The organism is Candidatus Woesearchaeota archaeon (assembly GCA_016192995.1).
Taxonomy (GTDB): Archaea; Nanobdellota; Nanobdellia; order Woesearchaeales; family DSVV01; genus JACPTB01.
Genome location: JACPTB010000002.1, coordinates 85,220 through 104,838 on the forward strand (window position 1 = coordinate 85,220; position 19,619 = coordinate 104,838).

The 19,619-nt window shown below is 34.5% G+C and carries 19 protein-coding genes; 11 read left to right on the forward strand and 8 right to left on the reverse strand.

Annotated elements, in window-relative coordinates; translation table 11 throughout:
- The first annotated feature begins 343 nt into the window (after positions 1-343).
- Positions 344-2,083, forward strand: a complete 1,740-nt coding sequence (gene pyrG, locus HYY69_02100; GenBank protein ID MBI3032241.1) for a CTP synthase (glutamine hydrolyzing) — start codon at positions 344-346, stop codon at positions 2,081-2,083.
- Positions 2,084-2,246: 163 nt separating this feature from the next.
- Here the strand turns inward: pyrG and HYY69_02105 are convergent, their stop codons facing one another.
- A complete protein-coding gene (locus HYY69_02105) occupies positions 2,247-3,605 on the reverse strand; it encodes a hypothetical protein (protein ID MBI3032242.1) in 1,359 nt (452 codons plus the stop codon).
- Positions 3,606-4,130: 525 nt separating this feature from the next.
- Here HYY69_02105 and HYY69_02110 point away from each other — a divergent pair.
- Positions 4,131-4,463 carry a hypothetical protein gene (locus HYY69_02110; GenBank protein ID MBI3032243.1) on the forward strand — a complete coding sequence of 111 codons (333 nt, stop codon included), beginning with the start codon at positions 4,131-4,133 and terminating at the stop codon, positions 4,461-4,463.
- A 33-nt stretch (positions 4,464-4,496) separates the two neighbouring features.
- Here the strand turns inward: HYY69_02110 and HYY69_02115 are convergent, their stop codons facing one another.
- Together HYY69_02115 and truD are read right to left on the reverse strand one after the other, a co-directional pair.
- Positions 4,497-4,964: a TIGR00270 family protein gene (locus HYY69_02115; GenBank protein ID MBI3032244.1), complete on the reverse strand. Its 468-nt coding sequence runs from the start codon at positions 4,962-4,964 to the stop codon at positions 4,497-4,499.
- 73 nt (positions 4,965-5,037) lie between these two features.
- On the reverse strand, positions 5,038-5,928 hold the full coding sequence (gene truD / locus HYY69_02120; protein ID MBI3032245.1) for a tRNA pseudouridine(13) synthase TruD: 891 nt from the start codon (positions 5,926-5,928) through the stop codon (positions 5,038-5,040).
- Between the two features lie 73 nt (positions 5,929-6,001).
- Here truD and trxB point away from each other — a divergent pair, with 73 nt between their 5' ends.
- Entirely contained in the window at positions 6,002-6,982 is a 981-nt protein-coding gene (trxB, locus tag HYY69_02125; GenBank protein MBI3032246.1) for a thioredoxin-disulfide reductase, read from the forward strand.
- A 19-nt stretch (positions 6,983-7,001) separates the two neighbouring features.
- Here the strand turns inward: trxB and HYY69_02130 are convergent, their stop codons facing one another.
- The 5 genes from HYY69_02130 to HYY69_02150 form a co-directional block, all read right to left on the reverse strand.
- A complete protein-coding gene (locus HYY69_02130; protein ID MBI3032247.1) occupies positions 7,002-7,274 on the reverse strand; it encodes a hypothetical protein in 273 nt (90 codons plus the stop codon).
- Positions 7,275-7,305: 31 nt separating this feature from the next.
- Positions 7,306-7,965 (reverse strand): endonuclease III, encoded by a 660-nt coding sequence (locus HYY69_02135; protein ID MBI3032248.1) that lies wholly within the window; start codon positions 7,963-7,965, stop codon positions 7,306-7,308.
- Positions 7,966-7,976: 11 nt separating this feature from the next.
- A complete protein-coding gene (locus HYY69_02140) occupies positions 7,977-8,801 on the reverse strand; it encodes a hypothetical protein (GenBank protein MBI3032249.1) in 825 nt (274 codons plus the stop codon).
- Positions 8,798-9,109, reverse strand: a complete 312-nt coding sequence (locus HYY69_02145) for a hypothetical protein (GenBank protein ID MBI3032250.1) — start codon at positions 9,107-9,109, stop codon at positions 8,798-8,800. Before HYY69_02145 ends, HYY69_02140 begins: the two co-directional genes overlap by 4 nt.
- Before the next feature lie 286 nt (positions 9,110-9,395).
- A complete protein-coding gene (locus tag HYY69_02150) occupies positions 9,396-9,596 on the reverse strand; it encodes a hypothetical protein (protein MBI3032251.1) in 201 nt (66 codons plus the stop codon).
- 264 nt (positions 9,597-9,860) lie between these two features.
- On the opposite strand from HYY69_02150, the gene ppcA reads away from it, so the two are divergent.
- From ppcA to HYY69_02190, 8 genes are all read left to right on the forward strand, one after another.
- Positions 9,861-11,327 (forward strand): phosphoenolpyruvate carboxylase, encoded by a 1,467-nt coding sequence (gene ppcA / locus HYY69_02155; protein MBI3032252.1) that lies wholly within the window; start codon positions 9,861-9,863, stop codon positions 11,325-11,327.
- A 19-nt stretch (positions 11,328-11,346) separates the two neighbouring features.
- Positions 11,347-12,660 (forward strand): DNA helicase UvrD, encoded by a 1,314-nt coding sequence (locus tag HYY69_02160; GenBank protein MBI3032253.1) that lies wholly within the window; start codon positions 11,347-11,349, stop codon positions 12,658-12,660.
- Positions 12,661-12,720: 60 nt separating this feature from the next.
- A complete protein-coding gene (locus HYY69_02165; GenBank protein ID MBI3032254.1) occupies positions 12,721-13,773 on the forward strand; it encodes an ATP-binding protein in 1,053 nt (350 codons plus the stop codon).
- An 82-nt stretch (positions 13,774-13,855) separates the two neighbouring features.
- Positions 13,856-16,261: a phosphoenolpyruvate synthase gene (ppsA, locus tag HYY69_02170; GenBank protein ID MBI3032255.1), complete on the forward strand. Its 2,406-nt coding sequence runs from the start codon at positions 13,856-13,858 to the stop codon at positions 16,259-16,261.
- 2 nt (positions 16,262-16,263) lie between these two features.
- Positions 16,264-16,416: a hypothetical protein gene (locus tag HYY69_02175; GenBank protein MBI3032256.1), complete on the forward strand. Its 153-nt coding sequence runs from the start codon at positions 16,264-16,266 to the stop codon at positions 16,414-16,416.
- 142 nt (positions 16,417-16,558) lie between these two features.
- Positions 16,559-16,831, forward strand: a complete 273-nt coding sequence (locus HYY69_02180) for a hypothetical protein (GenBank protein MBI3032257.1) — start codon at positions 16,559-16,561, stop codon at positions 16,829-16,831.
- Positions 16,818-17,291, forward strand: a complete 474-nt coding sequence (locus HYY69_02185; protein ID MBI3032258.1) for a hypothetical protein — start codon at positions 16,818-16,820, stop codon at positions 17,289-17,291. The genes HYY69_02180 and HYY69_02185 overlap by 14 nt, the downstream gene beginning before the upstream one ends.
- A 55-nt stretch (positions 17,292-17,346) precedes the next feature.
- Positions 17,347-19,512: a UvrD-helicase domain-containing protein gene (locus HYY69_02190; protein ID MBI3032259.1), complete on the forward strand. Its 2,166-nt coding sequence runs from the start codon at positions 17,347-17,349 to the stop codon at positions 19,510-19,512.
- The last annotated feature ends 107 nt before the right edge of the window (positions 19,513-19,619 follow it).

The following is a 19,619-nucleotide window of genomic DNA, read 5'->3' on the forward strand; positions in this document are numbered from 1 at the left end:
TGCCATGCTTGTGATTATCTTTCCAAGTAATAAGTGGGAAAAAAGGAAATTACAATAGGAATTTTTTCCTTGTTATAAATATGTGAGATAATCACGGCACCAAAACCGAGGCGTAAGCCGAGATTCGGGACAAAGCCTAATAAATAGTACGTAATAAGTCTTCTATGGTTTTAGCGCCGGTTCAGCTTCACCTGTAATTTAACATTGGATTTTTCTCTCTGGAACTCCGAAAAATCCCCAAAATGTATTTAAGAAGAGCTTCACAAAAGGAGGCGCTAAAACCCCAGACTTATTACGTACAATAAATAATCATCTTTAAATATTACTTATAGTACTTTAAGGTATGCCGCAAGAGAATAAAACAAGTAAAAAATATTCTTCGCAAGACTTGCTCGATAGCATCTCAAATCTTTCTGATGAGCATGAGTTTTATACACCAATTCCGCCGAAATACAAAGTAGGAACAACAAAATATCTTATTGTTTTCGGCACCGTTATGTCAGGTTTGGGAAAAGGTATTTTCTCATCATCGCTTGCAAGATTATTGCAGATTAAAGGATTAAAAGTTGCACCAATTAAATTAGAAGGATATTTGAATGTTGATTCAGGAACCTTAAATCCATTTAGACATGGTGAAGTATATGTGCTTGATGATGGTATGGAAACAGACATGGATCTTGGTACGTATGAACGAATATTAAACTTAAATTTAACTAAAGATAATTTTGCAACAAACGGCCAGATTTTAGGAAAGATTCTTGAGCGGGAAAGAAAAGGAAAATATCTTGGAAGGGATGTCCAATTCCTCCCTCATGTAACTGGCGAGATAAAAAACTTGTTAAGAAACCTCGCAGTATCAAATAACGCTGATGTAGTGGTAGTAGAGATTGGAGGAACTGCCGGTGATATTGAAAACATGGTTTATATTGAAGCGATGCGGGAGCTGGCATACGAAGAAGGCAAAGAAAATGTTTGTTTTGCTGCATTAACCTACATTATTGAGCCGGTATTTCTTGGCGAACAAAAATCAAAAGCAGCTCAGCTTGGACTGCGTGCATTGCTTTCTATGGGCATTCAGCCAGATATTATAGGATGCCGCGCTCATAAGAAAATATCCGAAAAAATAAAGGAGAAGATTAGTATTTATTCAAATGTCCCTGTAAGCAGAGTAGTAAGCTTGCATGATGTTCCTACGGTCTACCAAATACCATTGATGTTAAGAGAAACAAATATCGACAAGGAAGTTATGCGTATTTTACAAATAGATGTAGATATTGATCCAAAAAAAGAGCTTGAAGAGTTAGAAAAAATCCAAAGATATGTTGATGGGATTCAAAATCCGAAAAAAGAGATAGCAATCGGCATCACAGGGAAGTATACTAATATGAGAGATGCGTATGCTTCAATTGTAAAAGCATTAGAGCATGCAGGGGCAAGTTTAAACACCAAAATAAATATTGAATGGATTGAAGCAACTGATATTGAAACAGGAAAATTAGGAGTAGAAAAAGCATTAAAAGATATTAACGGTATTATTGTGCCAGGCGGATTTGGAAAGCGAGGAGTAGAAGGAAAAATTAAATGCATTGAATATGCAAGAAAAAATAATATTCCTTTTTTAGGAATTTGTTATGGACTTCAAATGGCATTAATTGAATTTGCAAGAAATGTTTTGAAACTGGAAGATGTTCATACCACTGAACTCAAGCCAGATGCAAAAAACCCTGTTATTTGTTTATTGCCTGAACAATACAAAATAGAAGGACTTGGGGGAAATATGCGGTTGGGTGGGAGAGATATTGAAGTTAAACCACATACCATGGCTTCTAGATTATATAATAATCAAACAACAATTAGAGAAAGGTTTAGGCATCGTTTTGAATGCAATCCTGATTATATAGAAATGTTTGAGAAACAAGGAATTGTATTTAGCGGCAAAGCTCCGCATACGAATATTATGCAAATATTTGAATTGCCATCGCATAAATTCTTTATTGGAACACAATATCATCCAGAATTCACTTCGCGCCAATTCTCTCCCCAGCCATTGTTTTATGGATTAATAAAAGCATGTGTTGAATAAATGTACGTATTAAGTCTGGGGGTTTAGCGCCATGCTAGTGAGTATTCTAAGGATAATCACATCGAGAAAAAAGAAAATTCCAATATGAATTTTTTCTTTCTCATAACTATGCTAAATACTCACGGCGCTAAACCCATAAGAAGACTTAATACGTACGAATAAATTATTTAAACAAGAATTGCAGTCTTTTAAGAAGCTTAAACAAAGCTCCTTGTTGAACACATTTATTTTTAACGCATTTTTCAGTAATACATTCAGCATCTTCAGCACAATAACCATAAAGTTCTTTTTTTACCGGCAGTGAAGGTAATGAATCTTCAATAACTGATTCTATTTCCAGGTCTGTTGAAGAAGGATTTTGAGGTCCTGGTAACTCTTCAGGAACAGATGGTATTGTAGACTGCCCCGTAGTTGATGTTTTTGTTGATTTATTAATTACAGGCGCTAATTCTTTGCCTTTATTACGAATAAATTGATTATTCTTTTCATTTGTTTCTATGATCAAATCCTTTGGATCAACATATGCGTAAACAGGATATAATTCATGAGCAAATTGAAATGTTTGACTATATGATTTGGAAGGTATTTCGATACATTGTGTAGGATGAAGTACTCCTTCAAATCGCGATAATGAGGTTACATCATAAACTGAAAAAGCGACAAGAAAATTAGATGTTTTTATATCACCTCCATTACAAACAACAGCAACAATAGTATTAGAAGAATACCTAACACTTTTAATATAGAGATCTGAGCGAGGAACTACTTCAGGAACATAATCTTCAGTTATAATATCATCAATAAGTTCAGGAAGATTTGTTCTGCCATAATCAAGAGATAATCGTGAAATACCAACACCGCGTGATTCTATACCAATAAAAGTCTGAATGGCATTAGGAAAATGCTCCCTAAACAGAGTAACTCCTATTTGCTTACCGTCTTGGTCATAAGCCCGAATATAGGCAACATTATCAGTGCCATATTCATTCCCATTTCCTATATAAAAACCGACTCTTTTTTTAGGAGTTTTAAAACCCATAACTAGAGGAACATATTTACTCGTATACGGCCATTTTGGCAAAGCTGCAAGAGCATTTTTTCCTGAGTGAGGTGTATATTTTAAGTAGAATTCATCTTGAATATCTGGATTAAGAACTACAAGACGCTGATTTTTTTCTGGTAAAAATGCAATATCATGAGAAGTATAGTATTGATGAGAAACTTCAGATGCTCTTGACAAGCCTTCAAAGTCTAAAGGAGTTAGTTGAGTAGAAAAAGCTTCTTTCCCAACAAATGTGACCATGGTTGGGATCTTTTTTATTTTATCATTCGTGAGGGTATAAACAGGAGTGCCTGTAGCATCAGGAGGTGGTTTTTGAGCATCCTCGAAAGTAAGCCAACTTTTAACATTTTTATGAGTTCCTGATTGAGGAATAACGTAATTAATTTTAGCATTCACATAAGGAAGCAAGAAGAAAACTAATAATAACAGAACAATGATTAACCTTTTTTTTTCCTTCATAGCAATAACCCTAAACACAGTTTTTTTAGGGCAATACCCATTTATATATTTTTTGTAACTGATCTGTAAAGAAAAATAGAATAAAGCTATCCGCCGTACCTATTAAGTCTGGTGGTTTAGCGCCTATTTTGTGAAGCTCTTCCATGCTTACATTGGGGATTTTTCTGAGTGCCAGAGAGAAAAATCCAAGGTTAAATACCTTTTGAAGCTGAACTGGCGCTAAACCCGAAGAAGACTTAATACGTACTATCCGCTGGCTTCGGTGAAAATCTCGGCATAGCCTCGGTTTTGGTGCCGTGATTATCTCACTTATTTATAAGAAGGAAAAAATTCCTATTGGAATTCCCTTTTTTCCCATGTATTAATTTGAAGGATAATCACCAGCATGGCACCAAAAACTATACTAATCAAAGAAAGTGTTGAATAACATTTGACTTTCTTTGATGGTATATTGCTACGCAATACATTTTCACCGAAGCCCTATCCGCCGATAGATTTATATAGTTTAAATCAAAAAGAAAGCATATGAGAAAAGAGGTATCACTGGAGCATTTAGTAGAAAAACATGCGAAACACAAACATTTTCATAGGCAATTAACAAAACATATGACCATGATAATTCTAGTAGTAAGTGGTTTAGTGATTATGGTAAAAATGCTGCCTTCATTAACGGGGTTCGTTGTTGCAAGCGGAGAAACAGTGTCAAAGACAGTTACTTCTTCATCAAGTGCTTTAGCAACAGTAAAACAAAGTGGGAATAGAGTGTTATTTCAGATTTATTTATGGGTAGTATGGTTAGTAGCCATTATGATGCTTTGTATGGTTAATTTCGAGCATGAAATTAAAACAAGGCGTTGATAAAAAGCTCCGGTGAAAAGGTATTATTAAGAACTATTTCTTCTTGAGATTAAGCATATCGCCAATAGTTAACACCGATGACGAAGATCTTTTTTGAATGCCATGGCTTTCAGTATGTTGTTCGACAAGCTTCATTTCCAGATATTTTTCTAATTTTCGAGATAATGCCAATGACGGCTCAAATGTTCCAGACTCAAGTTTTTGTATAAGAGAAACACGTTCTGCCAGTTTCTTAGCTAAATCTTCCTGCTTTAAACCGAGTTTTTCCCGCTTTTCTTTAATAAGCTGCGCATAATTCTCAACAATAACCTCAACATGTTCTTCTTGAGGAAATTGAGGTCGAGAAACAAGAGGAGATTGATTTTTGGTTTGTTCAGATAGTTTTTGAAACGGCTTTAATGTCTTGCCAAACTTAGTGCACGTTGCGCAAAGATTCATGTACGTTCCTTCAAGAGAAGTAACAAAGAGTTTTCCTTGTTTTCCACACATTTCGCATTCCACTATTTCACCCCTTTGAAAGTACAAGATTGAGTATAAACAGAGTATTAAAAAAAGATATTTAAATGTATCTGTTTTATCCAAACAAACTCTTGATGACAACCGTAGCATAACATCCTTTAGGCAAAGTAAACATAAGTTTATATGTTGAAGGATCCAGTTGTTGGGAGGAAAAATCTTTGACATCAATAATAAGTTGTCGTTCATCTCCTTCTTGGCTTAGTTCTGGAAATTCCCTAAAAAGAAATTCCCTATGGCCATTGGCAAACCCATAGAGGGAAAAACTTCTTGGGGGAATTTTCTCGAGAGGAAAAGAAAACTGGCCAAGAACATACGCCACATCATAATGCGGAGTTAAACTGATATATTCACGCACTTCTTCATTCCAAAGATATCCTTGATAAGCATGAAGATATAGACGAAGCTGTTGTTTAGGAAGCATACGCAAGGCGCTAATATAATTATTTTGAGTGACAGGTAATCCTAAACGCCCGCATACTTCTGCAAACTTCCGTTCAACAAGAAGCTGACCAATAAGGTGATTATCTTTTTGTTTGCCAAAACGCTGATTATCAAAGTAATTAATAACGGAGCAAAGCTGACGAGGAACTTGAGCAGCATTTCTCACCATAATTTCAAATTTATTTCCTTGTGAAGTACCAAGATTAAGACGTTCATTGCCTTTACCAAGATAGGTCACCTCAATATCTGGGAGATGAAGATCTTTATGAGGACCATGTTTAATAGATAAGTGCTGTGTAGTAATCCCTTGTTTATCTTTATTTCCAGCAACGTTGATAAATTTAGGATTAATCTGAAAATGCTCGGCAATTTTTCGAACAGCGTCAAGAGTTGTATAATCTCTTTTTTTAAGGGAATAATAAGTATATATTCCTTGTTCATGAAAAGAAAGTTCCATGATTTCAGTTACTATGAAGTCTTCAGGTTTCTCTTTGATAACATACATAATTTAAAGAAAACAACACTCAGATTTAAAGGTAATCTTTATAAATTATTGAAAACTTCAGATAACAACAACTATGAAAACACAAAAAAACATTGAAAAAAGCAGGGGAAATAATGAGAATAGATATGATATTATTATCATTGGTTCAGGACCAGCTGGATTAACTGCAGGATTATACGCTAGCAGAGCAAATTTAAGTGTTCTTTGTATTGAAGGCAAAGCCAGTCAAGCAGGCGGGCAATTAATGCTAACCTCTGATGTAGAAAACTATCCTGGATTTCCGAAAGGGATTCTCGGCCCAGAAATGATGAAATTATTTCGAGATCAAGCAGAGCGCTTTGGAACGAAATATCTGACAAAGAATGTAACCAAAGTAGACCTGTCCGGAACAACAAAAAAAGTATGGGTTGATACAAATGTTTATGAGGCAAAAGCAGTTATTATTGCAACAGGTGCGTCTGCGTTATGGCTTAGATTAGAAAATGAAAAACTATTACAGGGCAGAGGGGTTTCTGGCTGCGCAACGTGTGACGCATATTTTTTTAAAGATAAAAAAGTAGTGGTTGTTGGCGGTGGAGATTCTGCTATGGAAGAATCATTAACGTTGGCAAAATTCGCATCATCTATTGCTATTGTTCACCGAAGAGATGAGTTCAGGGCTTCTAAGATCATGCAGGATCGTGTTTTAAACAATAAAAAAATAACAGTTATCTGGGACAGCACTGTTGTTGATGTGCTTGACGTCAAAAAAGGAAAAGTAACCGGAGTAAAAATTCAGAACCTTAAAACAAGGAAAATTACGGAATACCAATGTGATGGCTTATTTGTTGCTATTGGCCATAAACCAAACACTGATTTGTTTAAAGGTATTATTGAGGTAGATGAAAAAGGCTTCATTCTAACCAAAGGAAAATCAACACAAACAAATATTAAGGGTGTTTTTGCTTGCGGTGATGTGCAGGATCATGTATATAAACAAGCAGTAACTGCGGCTGGCACTGGTTGTATGGCAGCATTAGATGCTGAACGATATCTAGAAACACTGAAGGAATAATCACAACCAGATGAATAAATTAGTCTTGAATAAATTCTTCATCATTTTTCAAACAATGTAATGCGCGTGCAAATTCACGCTTTATGTATTCAAGATGATCTTCTTGAGAAACATAATGATGTTTTTTAACCCATGTTAAAACATCTTCTACATTATTAGTATGGATTTCATCTTCAATAATATTTGGATACCATGACTTTTTATTCTGATACTTACAAAAAGCTACCCCTATCATATTGGTTTCTTTCTCTACTCTAATTAAAAAGTAACCTACAGGATCAAATTTCATCATGCCTCTAAAGAATAATTATCACTTTTTAAACCTATCGTGAATATTTCACACCAATTTTAGGGCAATAATCATTAATGCCGCATTTGCTGCAGAGTGGAGAAACACTTAAACAGACATTTTGTCCATAGCTGACCATCATTTCATTGATTTCTTTCCAGTATTTCTGGGGAAGAACTTTATATAAGGCTTGTTCAGTTTCTTCAGGAGTTTTAGTTTTTACCCACCCTAAACGATTGCTAATAATATGAACATGGCTATCAACACAAATATAGTGGTCATGACCAAAACCAAGAAGCATAGTTAAGGTCGCAGTTTTTCTTCCAACGCCTGGCAACGCCAATACTTTTTCAAAATCTTCAGGAACCTTGCCATGGTAAGTTTCAATGAGGATTCTGCAGATTTCCAAAATATGTTTTGCTTTAGTGGGATAAAAACCAACAGGATAAATAAGTTTTTCAATTTCCTTGGATGATAAGCCAAGCATCTTTTGAGGAGTATCTGCTGCTTTGAAAAGACACAAAGAAGCTTGCAAGGTAACAGAATCTTTTGTACGCAAACTAAGAATCGTAGAAATAAGAACTTTAAAGGGGTTTCCTGCAAGTGAAATTTCAGTAACAACTGGTTTCATGTGTAAAGGATATTCTTTACGCATACTTGAAAGGACAAGCTTAATCGTTTTTTCTTGAATCATTTTTTCTCTGATTATACGCCATTCTTTCCCTTCATTCTCCAATAATGGAAAAGATATTGCTGCGCATAACCAGCATGATTGCCCCACTTTTCCTGGGCAAAATCAGCAATTTCCTGCGGGGAAACCTGTTTTTGATCTGAAAAATAAAGCTCTTTCATAGCTTTAGTTATCCAGGTATCTACAGGAAATGCCTGGGTAAATCCAAGGGAAAAAAGTAACACACAGTCGGCAACTTTCGGCCCAACACCATTAAGCTTAAGAAGCTGGACTTTTGCCTGGTCGTAGGGCATTGTTTTAAGCTGCTCTAAAAATGATTCAGTTACAATAAGATTTGCTTGATGAATAAATTCTGCGCGGTATCCTGTTTTTGAAGACTTTATTTTATCAAGGTTAGTCATGCTCCCGCACGTTGGAAAAGTATGTGATCTAATATGGTCAAGAAATATTTTTTCTCCAAAATATCGTGAGAGAAGATCAAGATTGAGCTTAATCTTAGGAATATTTGCATTTGAGGAGCATAAAAAAGAGATTAAGCACTCCCAAGGATCTTGCTGAATAAGCTTCAAGCCATTATAATTGGTAACTGCGCGATGAAGATGTTTATCGGGAGCAAATTTTTTAAAAATAGGATGCAAGTCAAGATCAAGGTTAAAAAATTGAGAAATAAATTTTTGGCTGGTGCCATCATAGTATAATTTGTTTCCTTCTTGTTTTATTTTAAAGAGTTTATGTTTAGCATTAACATAATAAAAACCGTTTTCTTGATGAAAACGAAATATTTGCCCTGATTCAAGAGTGTGTTGAAGATTAAAATCTTTTACCGTAAGTGTGTTCATCGTAAGGTATGATTGGTTTGGTTTTCATTTTGTAAACCATGATCATCTTGATCAGGTTTGTTACCGCAAGTATTACAGCTTTGTTGAGAATCATCTTCTTGATCCTGAGTTATATCTTCGATGCCATCGAACCCAGATCCACAAGCGTGACAAAAACTATCTTGAAGCATCACTTCTGCGCCGCATTCGCATAAGAAACAATCAGAAGCTTCAAGCTCATCTCCGCAAGATCTGCAAAAATGATCACCCTTTTTAGGCTCAATGCCGCAATTGCAGGCAACCAAGATATCACCTCTACTCAATCGCAAACATAGACGATTATATAAATGTTACTTTTAATGGTATGTAATAAGTCTGGGGTTTTAGCGCCTACTTTTGTGAAGCTCCTCGATATATTTATTGGGGATTTTTCGGGGTTCCTTGCCGATAGGCAAGTCTTATAATCCCAGACGCAAGCCAAATTATGACTCCTTGATTTATATTATTGAGGTACCTGAATCCGAAGGATCTCAGGGATTAAAAATAGTGATTTTTAATAAAACCAAAAGAGGACTTATTACGTACTTTTAATGAGACAAGAAAGATAATTATTATTTATTGAGACAAATTAACTCGAATTTTTTTTGCAGAAGAATCAGGGCTGCGAAGATTCTCTAAAGTATATTGCTTAATACCTTGAGTTTCTGCCCATTTTTTTGCTCCTTCTTCAGTTGCAAATGTTTTTGGTCTGGATTTTCTATTTCTTCCAGTTACAAAACTGCATTTTTTCAAGACTTTAAAATGTTGTTTAACCATGATATTGAGAATAAATATGCTATTTATAAAGCTTGCGATCTCATTGCTGTGTAGAAAATGTAGTTTTTGGTGCCATGCTGGTGATTATCTTTCAAATTAGTACGTGGGAAAAAAGGAAGTTCCAGTGGGAATTTTTTCCTTGTTGCACACAAACGGGATAATCACGGCACCAAAACTGAGGCATTAGCCGAGATTTTCTACACAACCGATCTGATGATAAGAAATAGGACACAAAAAAATATAAACACAGAGCTTTTGTCAAGAATTATGTGGATTCCAAGAACAATGTCTACACAGCATCCAGACAACATACTTATTCCTTCTTTTGCCGCAAATCATGTTCTTGATTACAATGATGAGATTAAAGAAGCATACCAGGTGTTCTCCCATTTGGATTGCCATGAACAACTGTTTGATTACGAAGGCAAAGAAGCGGATAATTTTATTATTAAGCGATTAGTAAGTGAGTATGGAGATTATTTCAAGCAAAACAAGATTGGAAAAGAGAAAATTATATCATTTAGAATCCCTAACGCTGGAATTGAAAAAGCAGAAGCAAAATTAGTGGTTGAGATTCTGCAATCTATTCCTCGTTATTTCGATACTGCGCAGGAATTTTATCATGATGGAACTATTCCAGTTTCTGAAGTGTATGTGCCGATGGTAACAAATGCTAAAGATACTATTTTGGTTCACGAATATTATAAAAAATTTGTTGCAGGCTTGCAAAATCAAACAATTGCAAAAGGAATTAAACTTGCTGATTGGATTGGAAACTTTAAACCTGAAACAGTTAAAGTAACGCCATTAGTCGAAGATATGAACAGTATGCTTATGGTTGACAAAATTGTCGAAGAACACCTTGCGGCGACAAAGGAAGAATACAAAAGAGTTTGGCTGGCGCGCAGCGATCCTGCAATTAATTATAGTTCTTTGGGAGCAGTAATTTTAAACAAGATTGCATTCCAAAAGCTTTTTGCATTAGAGCAAAAAATTTCAACAGAGATTTATCCTATTATTGGATGCGGTTCTGCACCGTTTAGAGGAAATTTAAAACCTGATACGGTTCTGCAGCTGATGAAAGGATATCCTTCAGTACAAACGTTTACGATCCAATCATCATTCAAATATGATAACCCAACAAACAAGGTAAAAGACGCTATTGAACTATTAAACAATGGAAAGAAAAAACCTCCTATGTATGTTGAAGAAGATAAAGCATTAGCAATCTTAGCAAAAGTCGCTGCAAAATATAAACAACATATTAGAGAACTTGCGCCGTTGATTAACGGAATTGCCGAACATGTTCCAAATCGAAGAAAGAGAAAATTACATATAGGATTATTTGGCTATTCAAGATCTGAAGGAGAGATTACCCTACCTCGTGCAATAAAATTTTGTGCAGCACTGTATTCAGTGGGATTGCCTCCTGAAGTTTTAGGATTATCAGCACTAACAGAAAAAGAACATCAATACATTGAAACATTTTATCCTCATTTTAAAGCTGACATCGAAGATGCATTGCAATTTTTAAATAGAGACAACATACAAAAACTTAATCCGAGCATCGCTAAAGAAATTGAGAAGGCATTGCCAGTTTTTGACGTAAAAACGAATGAGGAACATCTTGCTCTTTCAGCAAAAGTAATGAATGATTATGCGCATAATAAACAGAATGAATTATTCAGTAATATTTCAGCTGCTGCGCAAATACGAGGATTTTTAGGTTGAAAAAATATGAGTTGAAATTATGAAATTATTTGTTGATTTACACAATCATTCACGCCATGCGCAAGCTTGTTCGAGTGATCTAAGTATAGATACCATGGAAAAATGGGCAAAAATTAAAGGCACTGATATTCTTGGGACAGGAGATTTTACGCACCCTCTCTGGTCGAAAGAATTAAAGGAAAAACTCTCAGACACTGAAGGAGCAGGTATTTTCAAAACTAAAACAGGTCAAAAGTTTTTGCTCCAAACAGAAGTTTCCTTGATTTACACTGATTTAGGACAAGGAAGAAAAACCCACAACCTTATTCTCTGCCCTAATTTTGAAGTGATGGATCAGATTACAGCATATTTTCTTTCAAAAGGCAGAGTTGATTATGACGGCAGGCCAATTTTCAAAATTCCCTGCCCGCAACTCGTTGAAGATATGAGAAGTATTTCGCATGACATTGAAATTATCCCTGCTCATATCTGGACACCATGGTTTTCCTTATTTGGTTCCAATTCAGGATGGGACAATATTAAAGATTGTTTTAAAGATCAAGTTAATCATATTCATGCTTTAGAAACTGGTTTATCTTCAAGCCCTGCAATGAACTGGAGGCTTTCGCAACTTGATAAATTTAATTTAGTTTCATTTTCAGATTCTCATTCTTATTGGCCATGGCGTTATGGAAGAGAATGCACAGTTTTTGATATTCAAGAAAATAAATTATCTTATAATGAAATTATCAATGCTCTGCGAAATCGGGAACCTGAGGGCAAACAAGGAATCGTTGAAACTATTGAAGTTGATCCTAATTACGGCAAATATCATTGGGATGGTCATAGAAAATGCGGGATTAAATTTTCTCCTGAGCAGAGTAAAAAGCATAACCGTATATGCCCTGTATGCAAAGAACCATTGACTATTGGCGTTGATTTTCGTGTTGAAGAATTAGCTGATCGCCCCCAAGGTTTTGTGAAGAAAAATGCTCTTCCGTTTAAGACTATTCTGCCATTATCCGAGATTTTAGGAAATATCTTGAAAAAAGCTATGACGACAAAGACCGTCTGGAGTGAATATTGGAAAATAATGAAGATGGGAACTTCTGAAAATGACATTCTCTTTAATGTTCCGCATGAAACATTATTAGAAGCAACCTCAAAAGAAATTGCAGACGCTATACTAAGGAATAGAAAGGGAGAAATTAAAGTGCTTCCAGGGTATGATGGCGTGTACGGAGTGCCTATACTTGGTGAACACACAAAAGATAATGTACAGCCACTTTTACCACAAGACAACGACAAAAAAGGAAAGCAAAAGGGATTGCGGGATTACTTCTTTAGCACATAATTTTTTGTAAAACAAAAAATTATAATAAACTTTAAAAACACCTTCCTATGTAAACAGAGTATGACATGGTACAAAGCGCTTGATTTCAGCAAAAACCCTTTAGATATACGGCCAAATCCTCAGTTAATAGGACTGCAGGATCAGGAAAAACAAGTGATTAATCATATTAGAAAGGGGGAAATCTGTTTTATTAATGGATTAACAGGCTCTGGAAAAACATCCCTGCTTCTTCGAATACAAAAAAAATTGAAAGATCATTCATTCATGTACCTAGACGCGCATGAATTGCCGCAAAATTTTAATCTTGAAAAAGAATTAACCAGTAAGCGATCATTTTTAGACAAATTAGTTCTCAGAAAATATCCAAAAGAAAAGCAAGTGTTGATTATTGATGAATTTCAGGCAGCTGATCCTGAATTAATTATGAATGCTAAAACAAAATGGGAGCATCAGCCAAGAGGAGCTATAAAAAGCATTGTAATTGCGCAAATTAACAAGCACTTAAAGAATTGCGCTGACTCGTTTAAAGAAAGAGTTGGCAATCGAAAGATCTATTTAGAAGAGCTTGACGAGCAAGGATTAAAGGAAATGTTAATTAAAAGACTAAGCAATAAAAAAACAAAACGGAATTACATGAAGCACCTTTCTGATGAAGGATTCCAAGTCATAATAGACGCATCAGGAAAAAACCCGCGAAGAGTGCTAGAATATACAGATTTAGTTTTTGACTATCATCATAAGAAGTTTAGAAAAGAAAATCCTATTGCCAAAGATCCAGAGTATAAGATTAATAACATTCTTGTTGAAGAAATCTTAAAAACATATCATATTCATATACCTTCAAATAACCAAAAAATAAATAAAAACAAGAAAACAACCGATGCATTTGCTAAGAATTTCAGTGATTTCGAACAGCAGATTTTAAGTTATCTAAAAGACAAGCCGCGAACAGAGAAAGAGGTAGCAAAGAAATTAGATGTTTCAGACGCCTATGCAAAACGATGTTTGAAACTGCTCCAAAAACAGCATCACCTCATGACTGTTGGGAATAAAAGCAATTGCAAACTCTGGCAAGTCACTCCTGAAGTACGAAGATTAATGGTTGAAGTATAAGGTTTGATTATATTTTCCACATTTTCTACAGAACCACAGATAAGCAAAACACATATAAATCTCTATTCTCAGAAAACTCATTATGGCAAAGAAAACCAGTTTTATTCTATGGTTTAAACAGTTAGGTATAGAAGACGTTCCCTTAGTTGGCGGTAAAAACGCTTCATTAGGTGAGATGTATCGAAAATTGACCAAAAAGAAAGTCAATATTCCTAATGGATTTGCTATTACTGCATATGGATATCATTATTTCCTAAAAAAAGCAAAGATTAAGAACGAAATTAAAAGGATTTTAAGAGGGTTAAATAAAAATAACAAAAATAATCTTGTTGAACTGCAAAAACGAGGCAAAGCAGTAAGAGACACTATTATCAATGCTGAACTGCCTGCTGATTTGAAAAAAGCAATCACTAAAGGATATGATAAGCTTTGCAAAGAATATGGTCCAGATACTGATGTTGCAGTGCGAAGTTCTGCAACTGCTGAAGACTTGCCTGATGCAAGCTTTGCAGGTCAGCAGGAAACATTCTTAAACATTAAAGCTCATGATAAACTTCTTGAAGCATGCAAAAAATGCTTTGCAAGTTTGTTTACGAACAGAGCAATTTCCTACAGAATAGACAAAGGTTTTGACCATTTTTCTATTGGTTTAAGCATTGGCATTCAAAAAATGGTGCGTTCAGATAAAGCTGCTTCTGGAGTTATGTTCACCATTGATACTGATTCTGGTTTTAATAAGGTAGTCTATGTAACAGCAAGTTACGGACTGGGAGAAAATATTGTACAGGGCGCAGTAAACCCTGATGAGTGGTATGTATTCAAGCCAACGATGAAAATCATCTCGAGAAGTTTAGGTGAAAAAGCAAGAAAGATGATTTATACGAGAGAAAAAGGCAAAACTACAAAAAATATCCCGACACCTGAACAAGAAAGAAGAAAATTTTGTCTGAAAGATGAAGAAGTGATGACTTTGGCAAATTGGGGAATGATTATTGAAGAGCATTACTCAAAAAAAGCAAAGAAATACAAGCCCATGGATATTGAGTGGGCAAAAGATGGAATAACCAATAAACTATTTATTGTGCAGGCAAGACCTGAAACCGTCCATACGAATAAAAACATGACCGTTCTTGAAGAGTATAAGCTTGAAGAAAAGAATGGAATTCTTTGTTCAGGAAGAGCTATAGGGAGCAAGATTGGAAAAGGATTAGCAAGAGTAATTCTCAACGTCAAAGATATTAATAAATTCAACAAAGGCGAAGTTTTAGTTACTGAAATGACTGATCCAGATTGGCAGCCAATTATGAAGATTGCTTCTGCGATTGTTACAAATAAAGGCGGCGCAACATGCCACGCTGCTATTGTTGCGCGAGAATTAGGGATTCCTTGCATTGTTGGAACAAAAGAAGCAACTAGAGTAATTAAACAAAATAAACCAATTACGATTGATTGTTCGCAGGGAGAAGAAGGTATTGTGTACAAAGGGCTTCTTAAGTTTAGCATCAAAAGAACTGATTTAAAAAAAATACCTCAGACAAAAACACATATTATGATGAATTTAGGCAATCCTGAAGAAGCATTTATGTACAGCTTTTTACCCAATAAAGGGATTGGATTAGCAAGAATGGAATTTATTATTAATGAATCCATTAAAATTCATCCAAACGCCCTTTTACAGTACAATCAATTAAAAGATAAAAAAGTAAAGGCGTTAATTTATCAATTAACGCCTGGTTATAAAAATAAAGCGCAATATTTTGTTGACAGGCTCGCAGAAGGTGTTGCCACTATTGCTGCAGCATTTCATCCCTATCCTGTCATTGTGCGAATGAGTGATTTTAAAACTAATGAATATGCTAATTTAATTGGCGGAAAAGCCTATGAGCCAAAAGAAGAAAATCCGATGCTAGGTTGGCGTGGAGCTTCGCGTTATTATGATCCTAATTATAAAGAGGGTTTTGCTTTAGAATGCAAAGCAATTAAAAAAGCAAGAGAGGAATTTGGATTAAGCAACATCAAAGTAATGATTCCTTTTTGCAGAACTGTAGATGAAGGCAAGAAAGTGCTTGCCGAGATGCATAAAAACGATTTAGTCCAAGGCAAAAACAAACTAGAAATTTATGCAATGTGTGAAATACCTTCAAATGTCATACTTGCCGAAGAATTTCTTAAAGTATTTGACGGTTTTTCCATTGGCAGCAATGATTTAACGCAGCTTACTCTCGGAATAGATCGAGATTCAGAATTAGTCAGCCATATCTATGACGAACGCAATGATGCCGTTAAAACATTAATTAAGAATGTCATTCAGATTGCAAGAAAGAAAAAGAAATACATTGGGATCTGCGGGCAAGCTCCTTCAAACTATCCTGAATTTGCAGAATTCTTAGTCAAAGAAGGGATTGACAGTATTTCTTTAAACCCTGATTCTGTTGTTAAGACTATTATTGATATTGCTAAATTAGAGAAGAAATTACGGAGGAAATAATCATGGCAGCAACACCAAAAGGTATTTCAAAGTTAAAGGCAGAATTTATCGTAGAAAAAGAAGCCTATGATAATTTTGTGCGCTATTGCACTAAAAAAGGGATGGCACCGAATATATTGGTAGAACGATATATGAAGGAAGCAGTTAATAAGTAAAACAATCCAAATTCATTAATTATTTATGTTCTGCATTATACTTGTTTAAAACAGCAAAATTCTTCCGAGAAAATCGCAATTCTTCCGACTTTCATACGTCGTCATAAATACTTTTATATATAAGTAAACAATCCATATTTTTATGGAAGAAATAAAAATAGATACTGAGAAAGCAATTGAAATTGTTAAGGAATATTTCGTAAAGCTAAAGGGAGCAAACATACAAGTCGGCTCAAGAAAACTTATCGATTGGTTAGGTTTTGATGTTATAAAGGCTAAAGAAGAAAACGACCAATTTGTGATTAATTGTGAATTATTGGAAAACTTCTACTCTTCTAAAAAAGAAAAATATAATATTATTGTTAATAAAATGGGAAAAATTATAGAAGTTGTAAAAGAAAATGGACAAACTTAAAAAACAAGAAGAAATTCTATTAGATACAGGTCCTTTACTTCAGATATTAGTTGGGCTATATGATCCTGAAAAATTAAGTAAAATAGAAATAAACCAGGATCAATTTGGACTCCTTATTACTTATATCCAACAATTCAGGAAAAAACTGGTAACACCACATATTTTAGCAGAAGTTTCAAACTTAGTAAAAATCAGATTAAAAAAAAACGCTAAAGAACTAATAAAATGTTCAATAATATTTTTGAATAAAACAGATGAAGAGATCATTCAAAAAAACGCTATACTACAGGAAAAAAATCTAAAGTTACTAATGGATTTCGGTATAACTGATACAGCAATAGCATTAAGTTCAAATAAAAATAGGATAATTTTAACAAGTGATGGACCATTTTTTGCATATTGTTATAGTAATAAAATCCCAGCCATACATACTGAAGCCATATTTAATATGGCAATTTGAAATAATGTTCGCAATTTAGTAACATTTATTAAAACCCCTCTTTTTGAAATTCTCTATGCAGGATAAAGAGTTTGATTATCTCCAAGTGTTAAGGGCAGTAGATGAGATTCCGTTTGGTGTAGGAAAGAAACTATTAATCGAATTCTTGCAGGGAAAAGCAAAGACTGAATCCATTATAAGAAACAAATTAAACAAAAAACAAACCTTCGGCTCATTAGCCTACGAGGATAATGAGCTTAGTTTAATGATTGATAAACTGCTTCTTAATAACTTACTGGAGATACAATCGCTTCAAGCAAATAAATTCTGGAAAATAATAGGATTAACTGAAAAAGGAAGAAAAGAACTGCAAAACCCTACTCTGCACAAAAAGAAGCTTTCAAATAATTTCAAAAACATAAAAACAGTGATTACAGAAAAAGAACGTGAACTATTTCTTGCGCTGGGAGATTTCATAAGTAAATATAACGACGAACAAAAAAAAGCAATAATTTCTAACAAAGAACATATCCTCTGCCTTGCTGGAGCAGGAACAGGAAAAACATCAGTTTTAACAAAAAGAATTGAATTTCTAGTACAATATAAATCTGTTCAACCGCAGAAAATTCTCGCAATTACTTTTACGAGAAAAACGCGTGATGAAATGGTAAAAAGACTGAGCCAAAATCCGCAATGCAACAATGTGCAGATAGAAACATTTAATTCATTTTGTGAACGAATGTTAAGAACACATAATAATTATTTGTATGACAAACCAATGGAAGTTATTATGTACAGGGATAAAATAAAAATTATCATGCAAGCGCTTAATAATTTGCATTTAGATATAAACAAAGCAATTGCAATTTATTTTACTAGCAACCAACAACGTGGAAAATCAAGCGAGCAATTGGCAAATATTTTCATGCATGACTGTTTTTTTGTGAGAGATTATTTTAAATCAAAAAACAAGCAGTTAAAACATGAAGAATTTGAAACAGATGAAGCAAAGCATGAACAAGCTGCAGCCATGATGTATGGCGTCTGCAATTATATTGACACTTACATGCAAAAATACGGATTGCGGGATTTTACTGACCAGTTGCTTGACACATTAAAACTATTCACCCTTCACAAAGAATTAATCCCCAAATTTGATCACATCATGATTGATGAATATCAAGATATCAACACAACACAAATTGAACTGATCAATGACCTTAATCCACCTAATCTGTTCTCTGTTGGCGATCCGCGACAATCTATTTATGGATGGCGAGGATCTGATATCAAATTTATTCTTAATTTTGAAGATGCTTATCCAAATGCAGAGATAATTACTTTAACTAAAAACTATCGTTCATCACCAGCAATTGTTGATCTTATCAATAAAGCTATTGCGCCGATGGGATTAGCAGATCTTGAATCTGCGCAAGCTGGAAATACTAGAAATCCTGAAATAAAAATGTTAAAATGCCAGGATGAAAACGCTGAATTTTCGTTTGTAATCAATAACATAAAAAATACCACTCTTCCAAGAAATGAAATTTTTGTGTTAGCAAGAACAAACAGGCAATTAAAAGATCTCTCTGATCTATTAAAATTACAAGATATTGCTCATGTTGTCCGCACTGATGAAACAAGAAAAAGAGTGTATACTGAACCTCATCAAATAACACTTGCCACAATCCACGCAATAAAAGGACTTGAAGCGGAGATGGTATTGATTATAGGTTGCACAGCAGCAAATTTTCCCTGCAGAGCATCAGACCATCCAGTCATTGACATGATCAAAGTTGATGAATATGATAAAGAGGAAGAAGAAAGAAGATTATTTTATGTTGCCATGAGCAGAGCAAAACAAAACTTGTTTTTAACCTACACCGGCAAAAACCCAACCTATTATATTACTCCTGAAATGCTCAAGATAGTACAACTTGATAAAACAATAGTTTCCAACCTAAAATTAGATAGTGAAATGCCTTCAATTTCAATAAATACTGCTAAGAACAGGATAAGAAAAACAAATGCCAGTCAAATAGAAGAACGATTAAAACAATGGCGTTGGGAAATTGCGCAACAACACAGCATTCCTGCATACATGGTAGTCAGCAATAAAACCATTATCGAACTTGCCCAAAAAATGCCTTTAACAACGCAAGAGATGTATGATATTTATGGTCTTGGTCCAAACAAAATTATGAGATATGGAGAAGAATTGTTAAAGGTATTGCATAGATAATATTTAGAGAACTTTGCAAAATTATGGTTACTGCCAATTTCGTGAGCATTTTCGAAATATTTATCGGGCAATTTTCGAGGTTCCTTGCCGACAGGCAAGTCTTATAA